Genomic DNA, 23,415 nt, shown 5'->3' on the forward strand with positions numbered 1-23,415 from the left:
CGGTGCCGGGCCATTCAGGATCAAGACTTAGGTGTGAGGTCAACCTTGAACCACTTTTCGCTAAGTTTCTTGATCGTACCGTCAGCCATGGCTTCCTTGAGCGCTGCGTCGAACTTGGCTTTGAGCTCAGGGTCTTTCTGACGGAAGCCCAGCGCTTCGCCTTCACCCCAGATCGGGCCTTTGATGACTGGGCCGGTAAAGGCCAGCGGTTTGTTCTCAGGCTTGTCCATGATCGAGTTGAAGAAGGTCACATCATCGAACGCTGCGTCGATGCGGCCTGCCAGCAGATCGAGAATGACTTCGGCTGAGCTGCCGTACTCACGAATGGTCGCCACATCCTTGAAGTTCTGATCAATGAATGACGTGTAAATCGTGCCGGAGGCGATACCAATGGTCTTGCCCTTGAGTGCCTTGCGCATCTCTTCGACGCCGGCGCGTACTTCCTTGGCATCGGTACCCAAAGTGATGGCTGCTTCGGCACCGGTTTTGCCCGGCAACAGGTCGGCTTTCAGTGCGACGAAACTGGCAGGTGTCTGGGCGTAAGGCGTCGAGAAGGCCATGACCTTTTGACGCTCATCGTTGATGACAATGGCGTCCATCAGCACGTCAAATTTACCGGCATTGAGGCTGGCGATCATCCCGTCCCAGTTCTGTACGACGATGTTGCACTTGAGTTTAATACGCGGACAGATGATATCCATCAGCTCCGGTTCGAAGCCCCCGATTTTTCCACCTGGCAGCGTCAGGTTCCAGGGTTCGTAGGCGCCCTCAGTGGCAATATTCACCGAAGTCCATTCTTTGGCCTGCAGTGCCGGAGCACAGGCCAGAACCATTGCACTGAGCGCTACAGAACTCAACCAGCTTGATTTCTTCGACATCTTGATACTTCCTGCCTAATCAATGGAGTGTTGCGAACTGATCCGGCTCAGGCCGAATCTCCTATGCTTGTACGCACCTCTATTTTTGTGCATACAAGACAAAGCACTAAAAGCCGGCTTGTTGCCGCGAGCGGCGCGGATTTCGACGATTGCGAAGAGGTTCCGGTGGCTCTTACGCACACATGCGTACTTGTACATACAAGCATATGCAATCAAGCGGCCAACTTGTTGGATAGCCGCTCAATAAAGCTTCGGATTTGGCTGGAACGCCTTGAGACAAGGGTTTGGCGGGAGGTGATTTTTTTTTGAGAGGTTTTGCGAAGGCGTGACGGCTGTTACTTGAGTGTGGAATTGCGTCACGCTGGGGCGTCCGGTAACAATTTGGTGCATTTTGGAAGCAGCTACAAAACTTTAGAGGTCCCACGGTCGGGAGAGTCAGTCATGTACATCGAACTGTCGGAAGGCGTGGTCACGCTGCTGGTGCGCCACCGGGTCAAAAAGGGCGGGGATGAGGCGTATGAGCGCTGGTTGCGTCGCACCATTGCCAAGGCGCGTACCTATCCGGGGCATCTGGGCATTGATGTGATGCGCGGACAAAGCCAGGGGCTGGCCCAGTTCACCAGTGTGCTGCGCTTCGCCACGACCGAACAATTGCAGCACTGGCTCGACTCCGAGGATCGTCGCACGCTGGTGGAAGAGGCGCAGCCATTGCTCGCCGATGGCGACCAGACCGAGGTCAATGCCGACCGTGAGTTCTGGTTTACCCCGATCGATGCGGCTGCGCCGCCCCCGCCGCGCTGGAAACAAGCCTGCGTGACCTTTTTGGTCATTCTGCCACTGAGCTTTCTGGTGCCAATGCTGTTCAAGCCGCTGTTCGGCTGGATGCCCTGGCTGGGTGGCTACGTGCAAGGCAATGTGCTGATCACGGCAAGCATTGTGCTGCTGGTGGTCTATGTGTTCATGCCGCGGGTGACCCGTTTGTTCGGAAAATGGCTGCAGCCGAAACCCGGCTCATGAGCGAGACCATTGATGAAAGCTCGGCAGCAAGGACAAGGGCAGTTTTAACATCAATCTGCCCCCCTTTTCTCACTGTTTGTAACCGATCTGCCGCAACAAATTCTTGCGCCACAGGATGTCTTCGTCGCCTTCAATGCCCTTGGCGCAGAAGCCATCCACTACGCCCAGGATCGCTCGTCCCTGTTCCGTCTCAGCGAGAATCACTTCAGTTGGATTGGCTGTCGCACAAAAAATATGGCACACCTCTGGAACCATTTTGAGGGTGTTCAACACGTTCAGCGGATAGAAACCGTCGCCGAGGAAAATGATGAAACTATGGCCTGCCGCGATGGCTTCGGCATTTTTCCGGGCCAGTTCGATCATGGCGGTATCGGTGCCAGACCACCTCACCAGGCACTTGCCCGAGGCTTCGCAAAAGGCCACGCCAAACGTGATACCTGGCACGGCATTGACCAACGCTTCGTGAATGTCCTCGACGGACTTGATGAAGTGCGTCTGACCAAAAATGAAGTTCGTCGCTTCCGGCTTATCGATTTTCAACGTGATGAGTTGCATCTCAAACGTCTCCTTTCACGATAGTGCTACCTAGCATAGCTACTGATTTGCCATGGCTCCGTCCACTGACGGCTTCTGGCCGGAAACCACCCTCCATTGTGCATAAGCCTGCGGTAAACACGCTGCACAGGGTCGGTAACCGGCAGCCCGGGCGGTGGCCTCATCGGCAAAGAACACCTGATGCGCGACATAGCCGCCACGGGCAATGGCGCGCAGTGCAGCGGGGCAGTCCAGACGACCGTAGATTCGCGATCGTCGATGACCGCCCAATTGCCCGGGTTCGGCGCTGTCTACCGGCTCGCCCTGAGCGTTGAGCAACACAAAGCGCTTCATGGGTTCGGCTCTCGCCACAAATACCACGCCGCCACGGTGCGGTGAGGGCTCCATGCCTGACTGATATCGACCATCTGCTTGCGGCTCGGCTGTTGCTCCAGACCTTTGAGGCGACGGTAGCCGTCGCGCACGCCAAAGTCGTCGGCGGGCAGGATATCCCTGCGTTCGAGGGTGTAGATCAGCAGCATTTCGACGGTCCAGCGGCCGACGCCGCGCAACTGAGTCAGGCGTTTGATCAGTACGTCATCGCTCATCGACAGTGCGCTTGAACGATCCGGCACCACACCCTCCAGCGCGCCCTGGGCGATACCTTGAAGCGTGGCGATCTTGCTGCCGGAGAAACCACATCCGCGCAGCAGCTCGAACTCGCAGGCCAGCAATTGCTCGGGCGTCGGGAAGGGGGCTTCGGGAAACAGCGCCATCAAACGCCCGAGAATCGCATCGCCGGCCCGGGCATGCAGTTGCTGATAAGCAACGGCCCGAACCAACGCCTCATAGGGATCGCGGGTCGGTTTCGGCTGATGCAGGCACGGGCCGATTGCAGCGATGTGCCGCGCCCAGTCCGAGTCGATGGCGGACAGGCATTGGCTGGCGTGGTGATAGGGCATGGATATTCCGGACAGAAATTCGGGCATTGCGGGCAGATTAAAGGTCTGCCCGCAGGATCGCACCCGGTCTCTTGCGCTCAAACTTTTGCGCAAGTTGCGGCGCCATCACGGCATTCAGCCATCAACGCTCCAGTGGCGTGGAGATCTGCAACGTTTCGCGCTTGCAACTCGGCGTCACCGGGGCTCCATAATCCGCAGTACCGGGTGCCCGTCGATATCCTTGAGCGGAAAATACGAGCGGTGCGTCGAGGTATCGACGGCAACGACGTGCGCATGCGGGCCTACGCTGCCACTGCCGATTTTCGTGACGACTGCGTTCTTGATGTGGAACATCGACACAATGCCGGCCTCTGCGGCCACATAAAGTGTGCTCAGCACTGGATCGAACGCAAGTACATCAGGGGTTCCCCCAGTATCGAACGTCTGGATAACCCGCAGGGTGTGCAAGTCCAGTACGAGGAGCTTGTCGTTGCCTTCGCACGCGATAAAGGCAAGCCGGTCACGTGGACTGATCAATAAGCCATGGTTGCCACGCGCCCCCGGCAGATCAATGCGCGCAACGATTTGGTCGGTTGCGGGATCGATCTCGATCAGTTGCCGACGTGTCTGGATATTGACGAAGATGTGTCGTGATACCGGGTCATATTGTGTATTGCCGACTTTACCTCCCAGCGGAATCGTTGCAACACGCGTGTTGGTGCGCACGTCGATTACCGTTTCGGTCTCGCCGTTTTCGTTCGATACGTAAAGCTTGTGAAAGTCGGGTACATAAGCCATGCCGTCTGGATAGATACCGCCGGGTATACGACTGACAACTGCCAGGGTCGCTTCGTCAATTACAACGATTTCGTTGGTGCCCGTCGCCGAAGCGTAGACACGCGACAATTCAGGAATAGCGAGCACACCGTGTACCGACGAGACGTTCGCAATACGCCCGACGACGCGGGACTCACGCATGTCAAAGACGATGACTTCGCCGTCACCAAGATGTGCGATGAACAACAGCTTGCGCTCTGGATCGTAGCTCTCGTAGTCGAGCCGAGTGGCGCCACCGGGCAATGGAATGTCGGTGACGTGCTTCAGTGGTAGGTCGCTAGTCGGGGGCTTGTCTGCCGCCTGACAGTAACGAAGACTTGCGAAGTCCATAACGGCTAGCGCAGTCAACAGGACAGTGAAGACAGGCAGAGCGAAGTGTCGATTGTGTCGTCTATTCATGAGCCTCTCTTCTGCCTGGGCAAGGCGGGCTCAACCGCCTTGCCCAAGTCCCGGTAATGCTGGATCAGAACGTGCAGTGTTTTACTGATCATGAGCCCGGCTATGGGCCGGGCTTCAGTGTGGACAGACTTCTTCACATCTGCGGAGGCCAGTTATGCGACTCGCCCTGACACTCCTTGCACCAAGCGTACAGCGCGTCATACATGATCAAACCATGGGCAAGCATTTCGTGGTCATCGGCATAACGTTGCGATAGCCCCAATGAAATCGCGTACAGCCCAGCCGATTGCGGCGTCAGATCGAGGCGGGAGGTATCGGCCCCGCGCACGATTTCGGCCAACTGCTGCAAGGCAGGATCACTGAGCTGATACTTCTTCAGGAACGCATCAAAGCTGCACAGCTCGCCTTCGTGGGAGAGCTCAACGCCCGGAATATCGTAAGGCGTTGCGTCTTTCTCAGCGGCAATCTGCAAAACCTCTCTGGCGGGTACGTATAAAAACTCGGCCTCGGCGTCAATAAAACGGGTGATCAGCCAGGGACAGGCAATCCGGTCGATCTTGGGTCGTTCACGGGTAATCCACCTCATGGAACACCTCCTGCCTAACTCAGTAGGCTGGGTGATCTGGCGGGCCCGATGCCCGCCAGAGAACGCTTGATCGCCGCACGCTCGCTAGCGCAGCAGATGCACTGCCAAACCAATGAGCGCACAGGCCATCAGCACTTGAATGACGCCACGCTTGAAACGAAACAAAGCGATAGCGGCTGCGATGGCGATCAGCGCGGAGGGCCAATCGAGGGTGCCGCTGAACCCTTTGGGCCACAGCACGTGATAGCCGAAGAACACCGCCAGATTGAGAATCACCCCAACCACAGCGGCAGTAATCCCGGTAAGCGGCGCAGTGAACTTGAGTTCGTTGTGCGTCGCTTCCACCAGCGGACCACCGGCGAGAATGAACAGAAACGAAGGCAGGAAGGTGAACCAGGTCACCAGAGTCGCCGCGAGGGCACCCGCCAGAAATACCTGATCGGCACCGAACACCTGAGAGACATAGGCGCCGATAAAACCGACGAAAGCCACCACCATGATCAGCGGCCCAGGCGTGGTTTCCCCCAACGCCAGGCCATCGATCATCTGTGTCGGTGTCAGCCAGCCATAGTTGCCGACCGCGCCCTGATAGACATACGGAAGCACGGCATAGGCACCGCCAAACGTCAGCAACGCGGCCTTGGTAAAGAACCAGCCCATCTGGGTCAGCGTGCCGTGCCAGCCAAAGAGCGTGGTCAGGACTCCCATCGGCAATGCCCACAGCGCGACGCCGATGAGTGCCAGCAGCGCCAGTTTCAGCCAACTGAACCGGGCATGCTCGGGGGATGGGGTGTCATCATCGATCAAGGCCGGGCCGTAGGATTTTTTTGCGGCGCTGTGGCCCCCGGTTCTGAACTTCTCGGGCGCCAGGCGTCCGCCGACATAACCGATCAACGCAGCACCCAGCACGATCAGTGGGAACGGCACATTGAACGCAAATATCGCCGCGAACGACGCCGCCGCCATGGCCCACAGCCAATTATTCTTCAGTGCCCGTGAACCAATCCGATGCGCCGCTTGCACCACGATCGCCGTCACGGCGGGCTTGATCCCATAGAACAGACCGGCCACCACCGGCACGTCGCCGAAGGCGATGTACATCCAGGACAAGGCAATCAGGATAAACAGCGAGGGCAGCACAAACAGCCCCCCAGCGATGACGCCCCCCCAGGTTCGATGCATCAGCCAGCCGATGTAGGTCGCCAACTGCTGAGCCTCGGGCCCCGGCAGCAACATGCAGTAGTTGAGTGCGTGCAGAAAGCGCCGTTCGGAAATCCAGCGCCGCCGTTCTACCAACTCTTGATGCATGATCGAGATCTGTCCTGCCGGCCCGCCGAAACTGATGAACCCGAGCTTGAGCCAGAACCAGAACGCTTCGCGCAAACTGATCGCCTCAGGTCTGGGCAGATCCTCTTCAGCGAGTGATGGAGAAACCTTACTCATTGGGTTGTTCCTCTTTCACAAATGCTGCAAGCAGACCGTCGAAGATGGCGCTCGCAGCAGCCAGCAAGTGGTCGTCATGGGTAATGGTTTCACGTAGCCCGGCCAGCACCCGTTCGATGCCGGCAGCTTCCACCGGCTGGATACCCCCGACATCGAGGTAGTGCACCAGGGCAGCCATGCGGCCCAGACCGGGCTCCTGGATTTCAAAACTGGCTTGCAGGGTTTCGAAGGTCACGCGGTTGCCGACATGACTGAAGGTGGCCTCATCGAAGTCGAAGCCCAGGGCATCGGCCGGACAATCCTGTGGACTGCTCAACCAGAGGATCTGAGCGTTTCGGTCAATGAAGCGTCGAATCAGCCACGCGCAGGCTAGTCGGTCAACCCAGGGCCGCTGACGTGTTGCCCATACGCGACCCTGAAAGTCACCACGACTCAGCGGCACTATTGGCTGGTCGCGGCTATGGGGTTCGTCCGTTGACAATGCTCTACTGACAGCGGTCTCAAGTTCCTGCAAAGCCGAGTCGATCTGCTGCTTCGGCTTGCCAGGAAAGTAATCGATAGTGGTCAGCTGTTCGTAGGCTTTGCGCAGTTTTCGAATCTGCTTGGTGGTCGCCAGTGCATTCTCGGTATTGATCTGTGCACGACAGGCGTCGATCTCAGTGCCTAGCTTGCTGTACTCATCATTACGGTCGAACAACTCTACGAAGCGTTCGCCATTGAGGTCGACGACAGGCAGGACATAGGCAGTGCCATTGATCGCCAGAATATCGCGCTCGACAGAGGCCAGCGCATCACGACAGGCGCTGGTATCCGGCAACAGATAGGCGCCATCGCGTAACACCGCCGCCCCAGAGGCTTTTAGGGCACGCCAGGCTCGCATGCGCTCGGTGGCATTTGCGGTCGGTAGGCCAAGGATTAAAGCGAGCCAGTTTTTCATGTAGAGATACATTCAAAATAAGTTTGTTTCTCTACAGTATTCTTTCCTTGACCGATTGAAAAGCCCTGCGGCGCCATCACGGCATTCAGTCATCAAAAAACAGTGGCAGGGTGATCTGCAAAGCATTTCGTCAGCTTGCCTGAACTGAACTCAATGCTTGTGCCGGTGATGAATATCCGGGAAGTGCGGATGGCTGTGACGGATCGCCAGATGCTGGTGAACATGGCTGTGAGGTTCGGTGCCGTCCCATTCGAAGTCGTGTTCGTGCTGGTGGTGTTCATCGTGAACATGCCGATGTCCATGGGTGAGCGGATCATGATGGTGATCGTGTGCATGGCTTTCAGTGAGGTGAATCCAGACGCCAATGCCCATCAACAGGGCGGCGATCCAGAACGTCAGTGACACCGGTTCGCCGAGGATAAGAATCGCAATCGCCGCCCCGAGGAACGGTGCGGTCGAAAAGTACGCGCCGGTGCGCGCCGTACCCAGACCGCGAAGGGCGAGCACGAATAGCACCAGGCTAATGCCGTAGCCCAGAAAGCCGACCAGGAGTGTCGGCGCAAGCGTGGCAATGTTGGGTAGTTTGGCTCCCAGCAAAAGCGCAAGCGTACAGTTGACCGCCCCTGCGACCAGTCCCTTGATACCGGCAATAAATAGTGCATCGGACGCCGAGATCTTGCGGGTCAGGTTATTATCGATGGCCCAGCAGGCGCAGGCCAGCGCCACCGCCAACGGGCCGATCCAGCCCTGCACCTGCGCCGAGTCTTGCGGCCAGGCAAGGAACACCCCGCCAGCGACAATGGCCAACATCCCTGCAACGATTCGCCGATCTGCGTTCTCCTTGAACACCAGCCAGGCCAGCAACGCCGTCAGTACCGATTCCAGATTGAGCATCAGCGATGCCGTTGCACCCGACGTCAGGGTCAAACCGAACATCAATGCCACCGGGCCGAGCACACCGCCGAAGGCGATGGCACCGATCAGCCACGGCCACTCTCCGGCCGACAGGCCGGTTGCCTGCCAGCCGCGGTCGCGGATAAACCTGACAAAGGTCAAACCGATGCCACTGCCCAGATACAGCAACCCGGCCAATAGCACGGGTGAGACATCCACACCCAACAGCTTGGCCAACGGAGTGCTGGCGCCAAACAGTGCGGCTGCGCTCAAGGCGTAGAAAATGCTCAGGTTCATGGGAGTTTCAGTGCCTTGAAATTCAGGGGGGTTCAGGCCCGGCGAGCCATTAGTAATACCGATGCCGCCGATGATATCGCGCTACTCGAACATGATGCTCAGTTAATGTTCATTAGCGCTGCCCATTCCAGGCCGCGGAAAACCAGGTCTGCGTTCAGCTCTTCTTGCTCATTTCTTTACTCCTTGTGGATCAGCTGGGCGAGAAGTACTGCTTCAGGCCATACACGAGGCCGGCGAAGGGCATGCCGAGCGCAGCGTAGACGGCCTCGGCTTCGGGTGCGGCGTTGTCGGCCAGAATCTCAACGGCGACGCTCGAGTAACCGACGGGGATCACGCCGGCCTGCTGCATGCGCGCCACACCCATGGCGACTTGCGTCTGGGTGAAGCCGCCGGAAGCATCGATCACTGCATAACTGTTGTAGCCGTCGGCAATGGCCGAGATCGCCGGGAAGGTGAGGCAAACGTCGGTCGAGATACCCGTCACGATCAGGTTCTTGCGGCCGGTCGCCTTGACCGCATCGACGACGCGACGCTCGTCCCAGGCGTTGACGGTGGTGCGCTCGATGCGTTTCACGCCCGGCAGCGCTTCGGCGAGTTCGGGGATCAGCGGCCCCCACATCCCCTCGGTTGTCGTGGTGACGATGATCGGCACCTTCAGCGCCAGCGCTGCCTTGGCCAGGCCGACGACGTTGTGCTTGAGGGTCAGCGTGTCGATGTCGCGCACGCCGGTGTAAAGGCCGACCTGATGGTCGACCAGTAGCAGGATGGCATTTTCGCGGGTCAGGCGTTCGTAGAGAAGGGGCGAGTTCATGGCAAAGCCCTCCGGGACAGGTTGGGGTGCCTTAACATTATAATCTGAGAACAATTAGGCGGATGGGACTCCAGGGAGCGTGCTGTGGACGTTCGATGAAGGTCAACCGGGGGAGGGGCGCTTCGCGACGATGCTGAGGCGAGGGGCGTCTGGGCCGGTTTGAAAGCCGGCCTGAGGCTCTTGCTGATCCCGCATGGGGAACAACAGCTCGAAACAGGTCACGCCATTCTCGCTGGTGACGCTGTAGCGGCCACAATGCAGCTGCATGATAGTGGCTACGATCGAAAGCCCCAGGCCATTGGACAGGGCGGAGCGCTCGCGTGATTGATCAACGCGGTAGAAGCGCTCGAATAATCTTGGAAGGTGTTCCGCCGGGATGGTTGTTCCGTAGTTGCGCACGCGCAGAGTGATGCCATCCTCGGACGGCGTGGCCTGGATCAACAGTTCGGAATGCGGTGCACCATATTTAATCGCATTGGCACACAGGTTAGCCAAGGCGCGGCGTAGCAGCGTTGGCTCGGCCCAGATAAGGCCGTCGCCCTCCACGCGGATGGTGATATCGACGTCCGCGGCCAGACCTTCAAAGTAATCGGCTACGCGTTCCAGTTCGTCGGCGGCGTCCAGTTCCTGGCGTTGATCACGAGCGCTACCGGGGTCAGTACGCGCGAGGAACAGCATGTTGTCGAGCATGCGTGTCAGGCGTTCGAGTTCTTCGACGTTGGAGGCGAGCAACTGCTGGTAATGTTCCATGCTGCGGTTCTGTTGCATGGCGACCTGGGTTTCACCCAGCAAGTTGTTGATGGGCGTGCGCAGTTCGTGGGCCATGTCAGTCGAGACCTGGCTCAGTTGCGCAAAACCCTTGGCGAGTCGCTCAAGCATGGTGTTGAAAGAGTCGATCATCGGGAGCAACTCCTTCGGGGCGCCTCGGCCGTCGAGTCGCTCTGTCAGATTGCCAATGCCGATACCGTGGGCTTGATGCGCCAGGCGTCTGAGGGGCAACAAACCGCGGTGAACCATTAGATATCCAGCCAGCGCCAGGACAATGGCCGCGAGACCGGCGAGGACGTATACGCTGAGACGATAGCTGGCGAGCACCGCGGTTCGCTCGGTCATCAGACAGCCAATGGTCATTTTCAGCTTGCCCGAGTCGATACTCGCGGAGATGGCCGCGAAGGGGGTACCGTTCACGGCGGGTAGATGCTGTACATCGGTCAGTGCCAGGGAGTGGTCCATTGCCACGGGAGTGAGGTCGGGAATATCGATATTTCGGGGATTGACCTGCAGTAACGGGGCTTCCCCTGTAACACCAATAGTGAGTATGTACTCGCGATTGCCCAGCATGTTCTGAAACAGCACAGGTTTGGTCCTGATCAGTTCCAGCGTATTGCTGCCATTGAGAAAATTACGCAGCTGATCTACGCGGTAGACCAGAGTGGACTCGTCGCGTTGTATCAGTTCGCGTTCAAGATCGCGGTACAGCGCGACGCCGGTGGTTGCCAGCAGGGCGAAGGCCAGCAAGGCAAACACCACAGCCAGGCGCAGCGTCAGGGAGTAATGGCGACGGTTCATGGTTGCGTATCAAAGCGGTAGCCAATGCCCCGCACACTGTGGATCAGCTTCAGATGGAAAGGGTCGTCGATTTTCAGCCGCAGGCGTCGCACGGCCACGTCCACCACGTTGGTGTCGCTGTCAAAGTTCATGTCCCAGACCCGGGAGGCGATCAGCGAACGAGACAGCACCTGATCCTGATGCGTGGCGAGCAGGTGCAACAATGCAAACTCCTTGTTTGTCAGCGTCACTCGCACGCCGGCGCGGGTGACGCGGCGTTTGACTACATCAATCTGCAGGTCAGCGATCTGCAGTTGCTCTTCTTCCCGGGTCGGACCTCGGCGGGTCAGGGTGCGCAGGCGTGCGACCAGCTCGGCGAAAGAAAAGGGTTTGATCAGGTAGTCGTCGGCCCCCAGCTCCAGGCCTTTGATTCGGTCGGCGATGTCATCCCGCGCGGTCAGGAACAGTACCGGCGTGTCGGCTTCCTTGCGCAGGCGGCGCAGTACTTCCCAGCCGTCCATCTTCGGCATCATCACATCCAGCACGATGACGTCGAAAGACGTTTCCAGGGCCTGGTGTAAACCATCAACGCCATCGCGGGCCAGGCTGACGGAGTATCCCTGCTCCTGCAGACCATTGAGTAAGTAATTGCCCGCCTTGGGCTCGTCTTCCACGACAAGGATGTTCATGAGAATGACCTGGGTTCGGTTACAGTATTCGATCCACAAAAAGCGGACCTGGACGCCGCGAGCAGGTAGCGCAAGTATAGCCCTGTCATCAGGTGCTGTTGCGTATTGCCTGCTCGCGGACAGTCATGTGCATAAAGCACTCCATCAGTTTTCGTTTGTGCAGTGTCCTTCAACCGAATAGTCCAGCACATGTTCCCGACCTTGATGATCCAGGTAGTCGAGACGGGCCGGAATGACGCCGCATTGGTCCGAGAGGTCAGTCATGGAGATGACTTTCGCAACGTCCATGTGGACGAAGAAACCGGTCTTGTCGTGGATCACCGCCGAGGTGTCGGTGGTGCCGGTAGTATCGGTGGTGTCGGTGGTGTCGGCGAAGGCTGAACCGGTGGCGAGGAGGGTGGCGAACCCGAGCATGAACAGTTTCATGGCAGTAACTCCTTATCTAACGTGGGCTGCCTGTTGTTTGGCAGTGAGTTCACGGTAACAAGGCAACTCAAACAGCTGACGAACAGAACAATTACAAAGTTGTAATGCAATCTTGTCCGAGGCTAAGGCTGATGTGTTCCAGCGCGCTGAGGTGATCAAGTCTGCTTTGCAGCGCTGGATTAATCAGCACCGGTAGGTGCGAAATGGCGTTACCTCGTCGAGCAACGCGCTGATAGGGGCGAGTCCATAAGCGTGGTGTGTGGAAGATTTTGGAAATCAACACGTGAACTGGGCAATATTCCAAATAACTCAGGCCAGCTTATCCCCATGAAAATATTGATATTTGGTGCATCTGGTATGGTCGGTAGTGGCGTCCTGCGCGAATGTCTGGGCGCGCAGGATGTTGAGTCTGTTCGTTCGATCAGCCGAACTTCTGGGTACGCGGCATGACGGAGAACAGTTTGCTTCGTCTTCCATTTAAGCGAGTGCACGTACTGCGCCCCGCCGTTATCCAGCCGATGCACGGAGCTAAATCGAGGACCCGGTCTTAGCGAATCTTTTACCGTCTGACAGGCCCATTCCTCACGTTTGTGCGTTATGCCTTTCCTGAGAAGGTGCTAATCACAGAGATAATTGGCCAAGCAATGCTATCGATTGCGCGCTATGGCACAGCTGAAACCGTGCTTGAGTCGACGCACATTTACCAACTGACACGAGGCGAAAGGTCCAGCCCCAGGGTCTGACTGTAATGTACCGAGGTTGATGAGGCCTCCCCTTGAGTGGCCGCTAGCGATTTTGGAACGCTTTCAATCCTCGCTGTACTGCGGGCCTGGCTTCGATCGCGTTGAACCAGCGTGATAAGCGTGAAAGCACTGCCCAATCCAGCCGGTCACGAATGGATGCCGCAATGGTGAAAGCAGAGATGTCCGCCATGGAAAACTGATCTCCGGCCATAAAGTCGTCGGTAAGAAACCGTTCTGCATAGACAAGTTGTTCAACGACGCGCAGATCGATGACTGTGGCCGCATCAATTAATCCCGCCTGGCGCAGGAAAAATGCCGCATGGCTGGGCCCGATTACGTCCGTTACGAAAAAGAAGTAACGATCAAACACCCGGTCGCGCTTGGGTCCACGATGCGCTGGTGCGAGCCGACCGGGGGCTTTTGCATCAGCGAACTGAATGATTGCGTTTGATTGGTTAATGACCAGCGGGGGTGTCGATGTATGGTCGACCAGGGTTGGGACTTTTCCCGCCGGATTAAGCGCCAGGTACGATAAGTCGCGTTGCTCATTCGCTTGCAAATTCAGTCTCCGTGCGGTGTAGGGGATACCTGCTTCTTCCAAGGCTATTGCAGCCTGCGAAATTGCACCCCACTTGACCACCCGTTTGCATTGCATCTGACCTCCGATTGCATCGGTTTTGACCCGCACGCTTCGGAACCATGAACGTGAGAGAACTACACATTGCTGCCGGTGGCGGCGACAGGCAGAAAGCGGCCAAAAGCAGCATCTTTTTGCTCGGTCAGAGTTGCCAATAAAACTGATACGGTGGACGCCGTCTGGGGTAGACGCTGACTGACGATTCCGGACGAAAGTGGCAAAGAAGCTGATGCTCTCCTTCGCTAGCGCCGGGGGCATACCCTGCTCAGAGAACACGTCAGCTGTATACTTTTCACCTATTTACCCAAGGCATAGAGAGGTCAATGTCGGAGACCAACTTTCCGCCGCCAAAACTCATGTGCTCCAAGGGAAGGGTATAAATCATTAAAGTGACATCGTCCTGACTAACACCAACCTTCTCTACCGCATATCGTGTGATCAACTCTGCGAGCTTGCGTTTCTGCTCCACCGTCCTACTTGTACCTACAGTCACCGTTAGGATCATGCGCTTGTCGGATCTCTTCATGTTCGGAAAAGTCGGGTGGATGAAGAGCTCGTCTTCTTTGTACTCATTGATGATGACGAAGCGGTCATCCATGGGCGTATCCATGGCTTCGTGAAGAGCCAAATTTAAAGCATCTGCCAGCGCTCGCTTGGCCTCGCTAGTGAACTTTTGAGCCGGAATGTGAGCATGGAATATCGGCATGAGCGCCTCCTCGGGTGTGCTGTTCAAGTTAGATGATAAGATAGCCAGCACGGGTGTGATAACCGTGTCGCCAACCCGCAACCGTCTGCGGGCAACATAAATCACAAGCCATCAAGCGCGGACAGAAAAGTAGAAGGATTTCCCACTCATCTTGTCATTTATAGGGGTTATGCTTCTGCATATTGGCCGCACCGCCGGATAGATGTATGGCAAAAGCTGCCGAGCGGATACAAGGCAGTCGAAGTCACTCCTGTTCAGCTCGCTCGAACTAAGTCGTTCGCGATATATGCGCCTGCAGCCGTTACCAGCGTGCGGAGTCGCAGCATGACTGCCAGGCGACCTGACCTGCTTCGTCAAGGAGCTGTCCGGTTAAATGTTGACCGCTGCATTTCTCGATAAGTAAGAAAATCACAGCCCCGACCGCCTCGGCAACCTAGCTTTTATATCCCGGCGGAACCGAGAAAATCTCAGCTTCAGGCGAAGCTAGGTCGGCGACACCATTCGTGTTGAGTGCCTGCGCGGCAGCCACCGTATTTAGCGACTCGCGAAGCAGCTTGATTTTGCCGTTCTCGGCGACAAGTCGTCCCGCGAACAGATGATGGATTAGACGCCCAGTGGCCGCCGCGCGCGCGTCTGTCAAATACTCGGCGTACACCTGATCCTTCGTATCAATCAGCACAGTGACGTTTTCGGGTTTGAAGCCGAAGCCGGGGTAAAGGGTGTCGCCGACAAAATCGTAAAATTTCGCGATGGCTTCCCGCCCCTGGTGACGGCTCGGGATACCGAGCGAATGCAGGAAGGGAAGTTCCAGCACTCCGTCTTCAGCGAACAGCTTGGCACATTTCTTACCATCGGGAGTTGCGGCAAGTAAATCCAACAGTAGGGTCTTTGCATCTGTCATAGCAAACTTACTCGAAAAATTAGTGAGCGCGCGTAGGACGGCGCTATTGAATCAGTTCGGAAAACTATCACCGAACATTGGTAGTCCGCTCTTTGATCCGTCGCGCGTGGTTTCGTCCTGAATTACGTCCCAATGCTCAGCGAGCTGGCCGTTTTCGATCCGCACTATATCGACCACAATCCAATTTAGCGGGGCGCCGAATCCTGAAAAACGGCCATGAAGCATTACATAATCACCCGATGCCACAGCCAGTCCATTTTCGTAGCGAAACTCAGCGGGCGCTGCCTTAACTAGTTCAAAAAGGCCCTCACGACCTGGTGCGATGTAGGCACTGTGCTGGATGTAGTCGGGCGACCAGAAGCGTTCTGCTGCGGTATAGTCGCGCTTGTTGAACAGCGTCTCAAACGCTTCCAATACGAAATGCTTATTCTGCTCTTCGTGGTTCATTGCCTGTCCTTCTCTATGATTTCAATGGATGTAAAATATAAACAATCAAATGGTTTTTGCATTCTTGAGCCGAGCGCTCAGTGCGGCCCGACTGAAAGATGGTATGTCCCTTATCGCGCTACTATCTAAGGGCTACTCTGCTCGTAAGCGAGTTGAGACAATCTCCCTTTAGCATCTCATCCAACGGAACGTGTACGTCGCGCAGCAACTTGGGCTCGTCCCCCTTTTGGGGTAGGGCGCCCCGTAACCAAGTGACGCTCGCCACGCTCGGCGTCACGGCCCCCAGAGTGAGCTCTTCCCTGGCATTGCCTTTGCTAAACCCAAAAGGATAGCCAGGGAAGCTGGCTATGGGTTTGGGCCGCCCAGATGTAGCGGGTTTGTAACTTCCCACATTGCTGGTTGACCTCGTTTGAGATTTCTAGGCTAAGGCAATATGCGCAGTCCTTAAATAGATATAATCAGAAAACTATTTTGTCGAAAAGACAATGATGGAAAGGGTCGTACTGATGGACAAATTGCGCGCACTCAAATACTTCATCAAGGTTGCTGATACCCTAAGCTTCACCGAGGCGGGCAGAGCTTTCGATGTGCCAGCCTCCTCAATATCCCGGCGAATCGCGGAGCTTGAAAATTCTGTCGGGGCGGTGCTCCTCCATCGCACGACTCGAAGCGTCAGCCTCACCGAAGTGGGAGAAACGTATCTGGCACAGGTTCGTTCAGGGATGGCACAGCTGGCTGCCGCCGAAGAGCTTTTGAAAGATCAAGCAAGCCGGCCCAGCGGTACGCTACGCATCAGTTGTACGCCAAGCTACGGGCGGATGAAGCTGCTGCCTGTGCTTCAGGATTTCAGCGACATTTATCCAGACGTCCTCCTTGACGTGGATTTAAGTGACGAGCTACAGGATCTCGGTGGCGATAAATACGACATTGCTCTCCGAGCCGGTTCTGAACCAGAGAATCGGGTGGTAGCGCGTCGACTCGACCCGAATATCTTCATCCTCGCTGCCTCTACAACCTACTTGGCAACTCGTGGCACGCCAAGGACGGTAGAAGACTTAAAAGGCCACTCGGCACTCATGTATCGTGGCTCAAAGAGTGTCCTCAAATGGCTTGGTTTTGATGGCAAGAACTGGATAACCCCTCGGATTGTTCCAACATTCATTAGCAATGACGTAGCCTCTTTGACTGCCATGGCATGCAAGCACCGTGGGATGGTGCTGCTGCCTGAGTGGAGCTTGCGCGAATACCTGCAGCGGGGGGAATTGGTCACTGTAGACCTTAGTCAGCCGGTTGGGATCTCGCGGACCGAGGTCGGGATCTACATGCTTTACCTGCAATCCCGCTATCTGATCCCGAAAATCCGACTAGCAGTGGAGTTTATCTACCAGCGCTTGGCCCAACGAAACGATGATGGCAGCCTTAAGTGAGTGGCAGCTTCGCGCCCTGAGGAAGTCAGTCAACCTAAATCGAGGTTCCTGAGGAGCGGTGAACCACGCTTCCTCAAGGCATTCAAATAGGTGGTTTCATCGTAGGGCGTCCTGGTCTGCCAGCACCGGTACAGAATCCGAATCCACTTAAACGCGAGTGCCGTATGGCAGCGTGATCTTGTTCTCCTTCACGATCTGATCAAGCCCCCACGGAAAGATCAGCCACTCGGAAAAGAACGTCGGGCGGATGTGCACGGTGGGTACGCCCGACCAGTCGAGTACACGTTCTGCAATCCAGTGGTCGCGCGCGGCGTGACTCAAAGAGTCTTCCCGGGCAGAAATCTGCGACATTTCCATAACGACCTCGACGCCGGCTCGCCGGGCGGCATCCGCAAAATAGGCAGTCGCCTGAATGTAGCCAGGACGCACGGGATAGCACAGGTATGCGCCTGTGACCCCCTCCATCGCACGAATGATATTCGTCATGTTCAAGGAGGTCGCCCACAAATATTTCGGCGCCCTCGCTTTGGAGCGCTGCGCTCGTCCTCCTGGTGCACAAAAGCCCGAACCGCATGACCTCCGTTGAGAAGGTGGCGAATGGTGTAGACGCCAGTTTTTCCCGTAGCGCCGGTGACGAGGTATTTACGTTGCTGCATGGTGAATACTCCACAGTAAAGGAACACACATTGCTCGCGCCGATATCACGTATCAGGCGTTACCCATTCGCAAATGTTGCGCAGTCGTGCCATCTGGCAGCACCGCAGTCAGCTATCGAAAGGCGCGTGATCAATCAGGTTGCACACATTCGGGCAATCGAACCCGTGCACGTGACGACGTCCGACATCAGCGAGCCCACTGCCAATCGCCGTGTGAGGTTTCTTCCTGGCCACTTCAGCGACCGCTTGGGTAAACGCGGCTTTCATTCCAATGCGGGGGTAGAGCGCCAGCGTATCCTCGACCAGCGATGGCGTGATTTCCTCCAGCCGTAATCCCATCATGTCGACGTGGGCGCCCATGTAGATCAGGGCGATCTCTGGCTGTTTGCGGTCGGCGACTCTGCTCTTTACGTACTTGAGCTCGTTTGCGCGGGTGCCAATGAGTACCTGGAGAGCAGCACCGGCATCTCACTCATGGCGCACAAGACGCTTGAACAGGAGTGTCTTGAAAACAAGGCGATAGATACGTTGATCGTGACGTCGGGCTGGAAAGCCATGGATCAGCTGGATCAGACGGCCATCGAGTGGATCCGCACGCGAGCCAGAAATGTCAGGCGTGTGTGTTCGATCTGTGTCGGGGCGTTCGCCTTGGCCGAAACAGGGCTTTTGAATGGTCGAAAGGCAACAACCCACTGGCGGATGGCACGCAGCCTGGCCGATCGCTATCCCAACGTGCGGGTGGATCCCAACCCGATTTGGGTCAAAGACGGCAACCTGTACACCTCGGCAGGCATATCGGCGGGAATCGATCTTGCGCTCGCCTTGGTCAGCGAAGACCTGGGTGACGACATCGCTTTGGAGATCGCGAAAAATCTGGTTCTGTTTCTGCGACGTCCAGGTGGTCAAGCACAGTTCAGCGTCGCACTCCAGTCGCCGCATGCGACCGGTTCGAACCTGGATGAGTTATGCGTATGGATTAGTGAGCATCTACATTCGGAGCTCACGGTCGAGATACTTGCAGACAGGCTAGCCACAAGTGTCAGGACCTTGATTCGCATGTTTCAGAGGGAATTCAAGACAACGCCTGCGAAGTACGTCGAGGACGTCCGGGTTGAAGCGGCCTGTCGGCAAATAGAGCTGGGAAGGCGGTCGATGGAGGAGGTTGCGCGCCGATGCGGCTACCACAGTGTCGACGTGCTCAGAAAAGCCTTCGTGCGACGGATGAGGGTGAGTCCAAAGGAGTACGCACAACGTTTCGCGCCAGTTAACGAGCCCGCTTAGGCATGCCCAAAAGCGCTCTTTGCCCTGCGTGGCAGTTCAAGGGTACGACTGCGACCCTTGCCGTCACTTATCACGAGCACGGTGCCGACATCTCGTCATGGCATTCCTGCCATACTGTTCAGCATGACCCGTGCAACCTTCCGCTTCTACGAGGAGCTCAACGAATTTCTGCCGGCCGAACGGCGGCGGCAGCCCTTCACCTGCGAGTGCGCGCGAGGGGCGACGGTCAAGCACATGATCGAGGCGCTCGGGATACCGCACACCGAGGTCGAGCTGGTGCTGCTCAACGGCGAGTCGGTGGGCTTCGAGCGGGTGATCCTGGACTGTGACCGGTTGGCGGTGTATCCCAAGTTCGAAGCGCTGGACATAAGCCCACTGCTCAAGGTTCGTGCGCAACCTTTACGGGTACTGCGCTTCGTCGCTGATGCGCACCTTGGCGGGCTGGCCAGCCTGCTGCGCATGAGCGGCTTCGACACCCTCTACGACAATGGCTTCGAGGATGGCGAGATTGCCGAGATCGCTGCGCAGCAAGGACGCATCGTGCTAACCCGCGACCGCGAACTGCTCAAGCGGCGGATCATCAGCCACGGCTGTTACGTGCATGCCCTGAAACCGTCACTGCAGCTGCGCGAATTGTACGAGCGCCTCGACCTGGCGCGTAGCGCGCGGCCCTTCAGCCTGTGCCTTCATTGCAACCTGCCGCTGCACGAGATCAGCCCGGAATTGGCGCGATCGCAGGTACCGCCACGCATTGGCGCCCTCTATTCGCACTTCCTGCGCTGCGACGCCTGCCAACGGGTTTACTGGGAGGGTTCGCACTGGCGCGGCATGTGTGCACTGCTGGCACCTCTGCTGGACCGATAGCCGTGCGCATCGGGTCGGCTGCGTTGCCAGGGATAACGGGCTTTTGCATCAGGTAGATAACGGCCAGAAGGAGACGCTCGAAAGTGTCCACAGAATTAGGGGCGTTTCAGGTTTCGGATGGGTGAGCCGCCCAGTGCTTCATCTCTTCGGTAATGAAGTGGTTCACCAGGTCGCTGTACATCTTCTCTATTGCATCCGGACTCAGACCTTCGGCCTCGGCCCATTCGCGACGTGTCGCCAGCATGGCATTGAAACGCTCCGGAGCACGCACCGAGGTCACCGATGTCTTGAACTTCGAGGCAGCCAGCACGTAATGAAAACGCTTGCCCAACAGCTTGATAACGGTCTGATCAAGGGCATCGATCTCGCGCCGGATGTCCTCCATGCCTGCACACTCTGCGGGCTGCAACTGATTGATGACTTCCATGTAGGTGACTCCGTTTGCTGAAAAAGATCGTGAGCCTCCGGAAGAGGCCTCGGCGCCCTGCCTCCCGTGAGTGACAGAGGCGGGATACAGTCGGATTACCATAACATCCGTTGTCCGCACTGGTTAGCGTTGCGCTGCATCGAGAACTATCCTCCAGTGGTGAAGTCCGCACGCAAAGGGAGGCGTCATAGCGCATAACTGCGTTGTATTTCCTCACTCCCTTCCCAAACGCCGCATGTCAGATCGGTAGAGCGTGCTGCCGAATGCTATCCACCAGGCCCGTCCAGGGTGTGCAAGCTCAAGCAGTAGTCGTTGCGAGGGCATCAATGCAATAGAGGAGGAGTGCAATGAAGTACATGATCAGTTGGTTCGAACGCCCACAAGGTTCGCCTGCGGAGTACGAGGGTGCGCAGAAACGGATCCTTGAAGTGTTCAGTCAATGGAAAGCACCCGACAATTTCAAGATCGAAGTGTTTGTCGTGCGTGTGGGGGAGTGGGGTGGACACATGTTGGTGGACTGCGACGATCCGCTGGCGGTTCACAAGGTTTGCTCGACGTTTCCTGCGTTTGAATTCCAGGCGCGCCCGGTGATTGCTGTCGAGGACGCGGTCCGGGTCGAACTCGAAGCCATTACCTGGCGCGATGGACTGAAACGCCAGTGATGGTTGCAATTGCTTTCAGCTTCGATCAGACGGCGGGCAAATTCTTTCGGGCTTTGCCTTTCAGCCATAAAACCGGCAAAAGGGGCCCGGCGCTATCGCGCCTGAGCCCTGAGCCCAAGCCTCAAGCACGGCGGGCCATCAGCAACACAGACGCCGCCGCCGACAACAGTCCGGCGCAGCAACGGTTGAAAATCCGCTTGCCGCGTGGCTCGGCAAACCAGCGACGCATGTGCAAACCCATGTAGGCGTAGGCACTGATGGCGATCCATTCCAGACACAAAAACAACGCACCCAGCACTGCAAACTGCGGCGTCACGGCTTTCGTCGGGTCGACGAACTGCGGGAGGAACGCGGTGAAAATCAATATCGCTTTCGGGTTGCCGGTCGCTACCAGAAACTCCTGCCGAGCCAGCGCCATGATGCCAATCGGCGCGTTGGCGACTGCGTTTTCAGCCTGCGGATTGGCTCGCCAGAGTTGAACTGCGAGGTAGAACAGATACGCCGCACCGAGAATCTTGATCCCGTAAAACAGCAGCTCCGACGTTTGCAGTACCACCGCCAGCCCGGCTGAGGCCAACGCAATCATCCCGGCGAACGCCAGCAAACGCCCAAGCCCGGCCACGCAGGACGTGCGGTAGCCGTATCGGGTCGAGTTGCTGACCGAGAGCAGATTGTTCGGGCCGGGCGCCATGTTCAGGGCGAAACAGGCGGGAAGGAATAGCGTAAGCGTGGCGAGATCCATGGCAGCCTCCAAGAGCAGGGACGGTATTTTTATCACAGGTGTCGGGCGGCTTGGCCGGGCTTTTTCGTCTGTGTTCGTTGCGTGAAATGGGGGGGCAGATTTATTTGTGTGAGTAGGCGAAGAAGAGGGCCGCTTTGCGACCAGCCTGTCAGCCACTTCGACTCGATCAGCCGTTGCTGATCGATGATATCGCCCAGCGATTTGCGAGTTGATTGATGCTGTCGCCGGGTGCCGATCAGGCGCTGGCATCGGTCTCATGCTCGTCTGCGAAGGCCATGAGCACGTCCAGATCGAGCACATCCAGCTTGATCTGAGCGATAAAGGCGGAGAAGGCCAGGTTGGCGGCGAGTCGACGCAGATCGGCGGCCCAGGCCGGGAGATGGACCGGCTTCTGCAGCCAGCCGGACTCGAAAAGCGGCGCCAGGCGTACGGTATCACCCAGACTGAGGCGCCCGGCGAACAGATAGCCCACCAGTTCCGGCCGGTTGTCGCGGATTGCAATGCGCAGCAGGGTATGAACACTGAGCAAGCCGGTCAGGTAGGCGGCATCCTTGGTGAACGCCGAACCGCCGCGCAGGTTGGCGCCGCGGAAAACCCGTTGGGTTGAGCGGAAGGACTCCTCCTGCGACTGACCGGCCGCGAGAAAACCTTCGAATACCTGGATGAAATCGGCGCCATCCAGCGCCTGCTGGACCGCGAGCACGCGCAAGGCGAGGCGGCGCAGGCGGTTGATGTCCATGCTGCCGGTGAACAGCTCGGCCAGAGTGGCGATGCCCTCCTGAGTCTGGGTCGTGCGTGGCGCACCCAGGCCCAGGCTTTTCAGGTTGGATTGGAGCGCGCCGTTTTGTGCCGTGGCGACATGCACGAATGCCTCATGCTGCAATAGCTGGTTCTTGTCCAATTCAGAGAACAGGGCGCTGGCACGTAGGCGGATGCGGCTCGCCCCGGCAATGGCCTTGGCGGCCAGGGTCGGATCGAGTTCCACGGTGATCCGTCCCGGGCCGAAGAAGCGGTCCAGTTCCGGCTGCATCCAGGCGGCAAAGGCCTCGGCCGGGATCTCGGCCAGGCTCGGTGGAATCCGGGCACCGCCCAGAAGGGCGTCAGTGGTCTTGAGAAAGAAATGGGCCGCGTCCAGCATGCTCAGGTTCTGACTCGGGTAATAGAAGTCCGGGCGCCGGTACAGCGCTGACGAATACCGGGTGAAGGCAGGTGTGCCAATCGCACCCAGCATGCGCCCTGCCGTGGCATAGCTGCGTGCCGTCATGGCGAGGTAGCGCCCGGCCGGATGCCCCTCATCGCAGCGGCCGATAAATGCTTCCAGGGCGGCGATGTCGGCGCTGTGCTCGCGCGGGCGCAGCTCGACCCTGGGCAGTTCTGCATGCCCGGCGCGCCAATGCGCCAGGAATACCTCCTCGACCCCATCCGGCCAGGCCAGGGCATCCAGCACACGGATCTTGCGGGCCAAACCGGGCAGAGCGGCATCGAGTTCGGACAGGGGAGTGGCGCTCACAGAAATCTCCTTGGGAGACGAGGGGCAATCTCAAAAGCTTAGTCGTTGTCGAAGCACCGCATAGACCCGGCTTTCCAGCCAAGCGGACCGACGAGCAATCTTGCTTGCGCGCTGTAGTCAACTATCTTTATAGGTCCGCATACCTGACGGCGATAGTGACCCGAACGCCAGGATC

The 23,415-nt window shown here is 57.6% G+C and carries 26 protein-coding genes and 1 pseudogene; 5 read left to right on the forward strand and 22 right to left on the reverse strand.

All coding sequences use genetic code 11. The features are described 5' to 3' along the window. Positions 1 to 20: 20 nt before the first annotated feature. Positions 21 to 785, reverse strand: coding sequence for a transporter substrate-binding domain-containing protein (locus AC1RPZ_RS11195; protein ID WP_493137162.1), 765 nt, complete (start codon positions 783 to 785; stop codon positions 21 to 23). Between the two features lie 534 nt (positions 786 to 1,319). Between AC1RPZ_RS11195 and AC1RPZ_RS11200 the strand changes: the two genes are divergently transcribed. After that, complete coding sequence (locus AC1RPZ_RS11200; protein WP_493137087.1) at positions 1,320 to 1,895, forward strand: antibiotic biosynthesis monooxygenase; 576 nt, start codon at positions 1,320 to 1,322, stop codon at positions 1,893 to 1,895. A gap of 69 nt (positions 1,896 to 1,964) precedes the next feature. Here AC1RPZ_RS11200 and AC1RPZ_RS11205 read toward each other — a convergent pair whose 3' ends face one another. The 16 genes from AC1RPZ_RS11205 to AC1RPZ_RS11280 all read right to left on the reverse strand — a co-directional run bounded on the left by AC1RPZ_RS11205 (position 1,965) and on the right by AC1RPZ_RS11280 (position 15,671). Further along, complete coding sequence (locus AC1RPZ_RS11205; RefSeq protein ID WP_493137088.1) at positions 1,965 to 2,450, reverse strand: adenosine-specific kinase; 486 nt, start codon at positions 2,448 to 2,450, stop codon at positions 1,965 to 1,967. Positions 2,451 to 2,489: 39 nt separating this feature from the next. After that, entirely contained in the window at positions 2,490 to 2,783 is a 294-nt protein-coding gene (locus AC1RPZ_RS11210; protein WP_493137089.1) for an Ada metal-binding domain-containing protein, read from the reverse strand. Continuing rightward, positions 2,780 to 3,391 (reverse strand): DNA-3-methyladenine glycosylase family protein, encoded by a 612-nt coding sequence (locus AC1RPZ_RS11215; protein WP_493137090.1) that lies wholly within the window; start codon positions 3,389 to 3,391, stop codon positions 2,780 to 2,782. The genes AC1RPZ_RS11210 and AC1RPZ_RS11215 overlap by 4 nt, the downstream gene beginning before the upstream one ends. Before the next feature lie 174 nt (positions 3,392 to 3,565). Further along, entirely contained in the window at positions 3,566 to 4,606 is a 1,041-nt protein-coding gene (locus AC1RPZ_RS11220) for a YncE family protein (RefSeq protein WP_493137091.1), read from the reverse strand. 133 nt (positions 4,607 to 4,739) lie between these two features. Then, positions 4,740 to 5,192: a chromate resistance protein ChrB domain-containing protein gene (locus AC1RPZ_RS11225; RefSeq protein WP_493137092.1), complete on the reverse strand. Its 453-nt coding sequence runs from the start codon at positions 5,190 to 5,192 to the stop codon at positions 4,740 to 4,742. Positions 5,193 to 5,276: 84 nt separating this feature from the next. Continuing rightward, positions 5,277 to 6,635, reverse strand: coding sequence for a chromate efflux transporter (gene chrA / locus AC1RPZ_RS11230; RefSeq protein WP_493137093.1), 1,359 nt, complete (start codon positions 6,633 to 6,635; stop codon positions 5,277 to 5,279). Next, the gene (locus tag AC1RPZ_RS11235) at positions 6,628 to 7,572 is read right to left on the reverse strand and encodes a chromate resistance protein ChrB domain-containing protein (RefSeq protein WP_493137094.1); all 945 of its coding nucleotides are present in this window, start codon (positions 7,570 to 7,572) and stop codon (positions 6,628 to 6,630) included. Before AC1RPZ_RS11235 ends, chrA begins: the two co-directional genes overlap by 8 nt. A gap of 150 nt (positions 7,573 to 7,722) precedes the next feature. Next, complete coding sequence (locus AC1RPZ_RS11240) at positions 7,723 to 8,763, reverse strand: DMT family transporter (protein WP_493137095.1); 1,041 nt, start codon at positions 8,761 to 8,763, stop codon at positions 7,723 to 7,725. A gap of 190 nt (positions 8,764 to 8,953) precedes the next feature. Further along, positions 8,954 to 9,574: an isochorismatase family protein gene (locus AC1RPZ_RS11245; RefSeq protein ID WP_493137096.1), complete on the reverse strand. Its 621-nt coding sequence runs from the start codon at positions 9,572 to 9,574 to the stop codon at positions 8,954 to 8,956. A gap of 102 nt (positions 9,575 to 9,676) precedes the next feature. Further along, the gene (locus AC1RPZ_RS11250; RefSeq protein WP_493137097.1) at positions 9,677 to 11,143 is read right to left on the reverse strand and encodes a heavy metal sensor histidine kinase; all 1,467 of its coding nucleotides are present in this window, start codon (positions 11,141 to 11,143) and stop codon (positions 9,677 to 9,679) included. Then, a complete protein-coding gene (locus AC1RPZ_RS11255; protein WP_493137098.1) occupies positions 11,140 to 11,811 on the reverse strand; it encodes a heavy metal response regulator transcription factor in 672 nt (223 codons plus the stop codon). Before AC1RPZ_RS11255 ends, AC1RPZ_RS11250 begins: the two co-directional genes overlap by 4 nt. A gap of 144 nt (positions 11,812 to 11,955) precedes the next feature. Continuing rightward, entirely contained in the window at positions 11,956 to 12,237 is a 282-nt protein-coding gene (locus AC1RPZ_RS11260; RefSeq protein WP_493137099.1) for a DUF2790 domain-containing protein, read from the reverse strand. Between the two features lie 786 nt (positions 12,238 to 13,023). Then, complete coding sequence (locus tag AC1RPZ_RS11265) at positions 13,024 to 13,635, reverse strand: glutathione S-transferase family protein (protein ID WP_493137163.1); 612 nt, start codon at positions 13,633 to 13,635, stop codon at positions 13,024 to 13,026. Positions 13,636 to 13,909: 274 nt separating this feature from the next. Beyond that, positions 13,910 to 14,323 (reverse strand): tautomerase family protein, encoded by a 414-nt coding sequence (locus tag AC1RPZ_RS11270; RefSeq protein ID WP_493137100.1) that lies wholly within the window; start codon positions 14,321 to 14,323, stop codon positions 13,910 to 13,912. 433 nt (positions 14,324 to 14,756) lie between these two features. After that, complete coding sequence (locus AC1RPZ_RS11275; RefSeq protein WP_493137101.1) at positions 14,757 to 15,200, reverse strand: nuclear transport factor 2 family protein; 444 nt, start codon at positions 15,198 to 15,200, stop codon at positions 14,757 to 14,759. Positions 15,201 to 15,275: 75 nt separating this feature from the next. Then, positions 15,276 to 15,671, reverse strand: coding sequence for a nuclear transport factor 2 family protein (locus AC1RPZ_RS11280; protein ID WP_493137102.1), 396 nt, complete (start codon positions 15,669 to 15,671; stop codon positions 15,276 to 15,278). Positions 15,672 to 16,177: 506 nt separating this feature from the next. Between AC1RPZ_RS11280 and AC1RPZ_RS11285 the strand changes: the two genes are divergently transcribed. Continuing rightward, positions 16,178 to 17,098, forward strand: coding sequence for a LysR family transcriptional regulator (locus tag AC1RPZ_RS11285; RefSeq protein ID WP_185019909.1), 921 nt, complete (start codon positions 16,178 to 16,180; stop codon positions 17,096 to 17,098). 147 nt (positions 17,099 to 17,245) lie between these two features. Here the strand turns inward: AC1RPZ_RS11285 and AC1RPZ_RS11290 are convergent, their stop codons facing one another. Both AC1RPZ_RS11290 and AC1RPZ_RS11295 read right to left on the reverse strand, forming a co-directional pair. After that, positions 17,246 to 17,584, reverse strand: coding sequence for a Rossmann-fold NAD(P)-binding domain-containing protein (locus AC1RPZ_RS11290; protein ID WP_493137103.1), 339 nt, complete (start codon positions 17,582 to 17,584; stop codon positions 17,246 to 17,248). A gap of 278 nt (positions 17,585 to 17,862) precedes the next feature. Then, positions 17,863 to 18,153: pseudogene (locus tag AC1RPZ_RS11295) on the reverse strand (HD domain-containing protein); the annotation flags it as partial. Between AC1RPZ_RS11295 and AC1RPZ_RS11300 the strand changes: the two are divergent. Both AC1RPZ_RS11300 and AC1RPZ_RS11305 read left to right on the forward strand, forming a co-directional pair. Further along, positions 18,103 to 19,035, forward strand: a complete 933-nt coding sequence (locus tag AC1RPZ_RS11300; RefSeq protein WP_493137104.1) for a GlxA family transcriptional regulator — start codon at positions 18,103 to 18,105, stop codon at positions 19,033 to 19,035. The pseudogene AC1RPZ_RS11295 and the gene AC1RPZ_RS11300 sit on opposite strands and share 51 nt — an antisense overlap. Before the next feature lie 123 nt (positions 19,036 to 19,158). Next, positions 19,159 to 19,899: a Mut7-C RNAse domain-containing protein gene (locus AC1RPZ_RS11305; protein WP_493137164.1), complete on the forward strand. Its 741-nt coding sequence runs from the start codon at positions 19,159 to 19,161 to the stop codon at positions 19,897 to 19,899. A gap of 106 nt (positions 19,900 to 20,005) precedes the next feature. Here AC1RPZ_RS11305 and AC1RPZ_RS11310 read toward each other — a convergent pair whose 3' ends face one another. Continuing rightward, the gene (locus tag AC1RPZ_RS11310) at positions 20,006 to 20,326 is read right to left on the reverse strand and encodes an isochorismate lyase (protein WP_493137105.1); all 321 of its coding nucleotides are present in this window, start codon (positions 20,324 to 20,326) and stop codon (positions 20,006 to 20,008) included. A 347-nt stretch (positions 20,327 to 20,673) separates the two neighbouring features. On the opposite strand from AC1RPZ_RS11310, the gene AC1RPZ_RS11315 reads away from it, so the two are divergent. Next, positions 20,674 to 20,988 (forward strand): DUF3303 domain-containing protein, encoded by a 315-nt coding sequence (locus AC1RPZ_RS11315; protein WP_493137106.1) that lies wholly within the window; start codon positions 20,674 to 20,676, stop codon positions 20,986 to 20,988. Positions 20,989 to 21,109: 121 nt separating this feature from the next. On the opposite strand, the gene AC1RPZ_RS11320 is transcribed toward AC1RPZ_RS11315, so the two are convergent. Together AC1RPZ_RS11320 and AC1RPZ_RS11325 are read right to left on the reverse strand one after the other, a co-directional pair. Then, the gene (locus tag AC1RPZ_RS11320; protein ID WP_493137107.1) at positions 21,110 to 21,730 is read right to left on the reverse strand and encodes a LysE family translocator; all 621 of its coding nucleotides are present in this window, start codon (positions 21,728 to 21,730) and stop codon (positions 21,110 to 21,112) included. Between the two features lie 235 nt (positions 21,731 to 21,965). Further along, positions 21,966 to 23,240 (reverse strand): peptidase MATCAP family protein, encoded by a 1,275-nt coding sequence (locus AC1RPZ_RS11325; RefSeq protein ID WP_493137108.1) that lies wholly within the window; start codon positions 23,238 to 23,240, stop codon positions 21,966 to 21,968. Between the last annotated feature and the right edge of the window lie 175 nt (positions 23,241 to 23,415).

This window comes from Pseudomonas sp. GW822-FHT02D10 (assembly GCF_058802345.1).

Excerpts from the sequence above, each read along its gene's own strand:
- AC1RPZ_RS11200 (WP_493137087.1), top strand. The coding sequence starts at position 1,320 with ATGTACATCGAACTGTCGGAAGGCGTGGTCACGCTGCTGGTGCGCCAC.
- AC1RPZ_RS11205 (WP_493137088.1), bottom strand. The coding sequence starts at position 2,450 with ATGCAACTCATCACGTTGAAAATCGATAAGCCGGAAGCGACGAACTTC.
- AC1RPZ_RS11210 (WP_493137089.1), bottom strand. The coding sequence starts at position 2,783 with ATGAAGCGCTTTGTGTTGCTCAACGCTCAGGGCGAGCCGGTAGACAGC.
- AC1RPZ_RS11215 (WP_493137090.1), bottom strand. The coding sequence starts at position 3,391 with ATGCCCTATCACCACGCCAGCCAATGCCTGTCCGCCATCGACTCGGAC.
- AC1RPZ_RS11220 (WP_493137091.1), bottom strand. The coding sequence starts at position 4,606 with ATGAATAGACGACACAATCGACACTTCGCTCTGCCTGTCTTCACTGTC.
- AC1RPZ_RS11225 (WP_493137092.1), bottom strand. The coding sequence starts at position 5,192 with ATGAGGTGGATTACCCGTGAACGACCCAAGATCGACCGGATTGCCTGT.
- chrA (WP_493137093.1), bottom strand. The coding sequence starts at position 6,635 with ATGAGTAAGGTTTCTCCATCACTCGCTGAAGAGGATCTGCCCAGACCT.
- AC1RPZ_RS11235 (WP_493137094.1), bottom strand. The coding sequence starts at position 7,572 with ATGAAAAACTGGCTCGCTTTAATCCTTGGCCTACCGACCGCAAATGCC.
- AC1RPZ_RS11240 (WP_493137095.1), bottom strand. The coding sequence starts at position 8,763 with ATGAACCTGAGCATTTTCTACGCCTTGAGCGCAGCCGCACTGTTTGGC.
- AC1RPZ_RS11245 (WP_493137096.1), bottom strand. The coding sequence starts at position 9,574 with ATGAACTCGCCCCTTCTCTACGAACGCCTGACCCGCGAAAATGCCATC.
- AC1RPZ_RS11250 (WP_493137097.1), bottom strand. The coding sequence starts at position 11,143 with ATGAACCGTCGCCATTACTCCCTGACGCTGCGCCTGGCTGTGGTGTTT.
- AC1RPZ_RS11255 (WP_493137098.1), bottom strand. The coding sequence starts at position 11,811 with ATGAACATCCTTGTCGTGGAAGACGAGCCCAAGGCGGGCAATTACTTA.
- AC1RPZ_RS11260 (WP_493137099.1), bottom strand. The coding sequence starts at position 12,237 with ATGAAACTGTTCATGCTCGGGTTCGCCACCCTCCTCGCCACCGGTTCA.
- AC1RPZ_RS11265 (WP_493137163.1), bottom strand. The coding sequence starts at position 13,635 with ATGCAATGCAAACGGGTGGTCAAGTGGGGTGCAATTTCGCAGGCTGCA.
- AC1RPZ_RS11270 (WP_493137100.1), bottom strand. The coding sequence starts at position 14,323 with ATGCCGATATTCCATGCTCACATTCCGGCTCAAAAGTTCACTAGCGAG.
- AC1RPZ_RS11280 (WP_493137102.1), bottom strand. The coding sequence starts at position 15,671 with ATGAACCACGAAGAGCAGAATAAGCATTTCGTATTGGAAGCGTTTGAG.
- AC1RPZ_RS11285 (WP_185019909.1), top strand. The coding sequence starts at position 16,178 with ATGGACAAATTGCGCGCACTCAAATACTTCATCAAGGTTGCTGATACC.
- AC1RPZ_RS11290 (WP_493137103.1), bottom strand. The coding sequence starts at position 17,584 with ATGACGAATATCATTCGTGCGATGGAGGGGGTCACAGGCGCATACCTG.
- AC1RPZ_RS11305 (WP_493137164.1), top strand. The coding sequence starts at position 19,159 with ATGACCCGTGCAACCTTCCGCTTCTACGAGGAGCTCAACGAATTTCTG.
- AC1RPZ_RS11310 (WP_493137105.1), bottom strand. The coding sequence starts at position 20,326 with ATGGAAGTCATCAATCAGTTGCAGCCCGCAGAGTGTGCAGGCATGGAG.
- AC1RPZ_RS11315 (WP_493137106.1), top strand. The coding sequence starts at position 20,674 with ATGAAGTACATGATCAGTTGGTTCGAACGCCCACAAGGTTCGCCTGCG.
- AC1RPZ_RS11320 (WP_493137107.1), bottom strand. The coding sequence starts at position 21,730 with ATGGATCTCGCCACGCTTACGCTATTCCTTCCCGCCTGTTTCGCCCTG.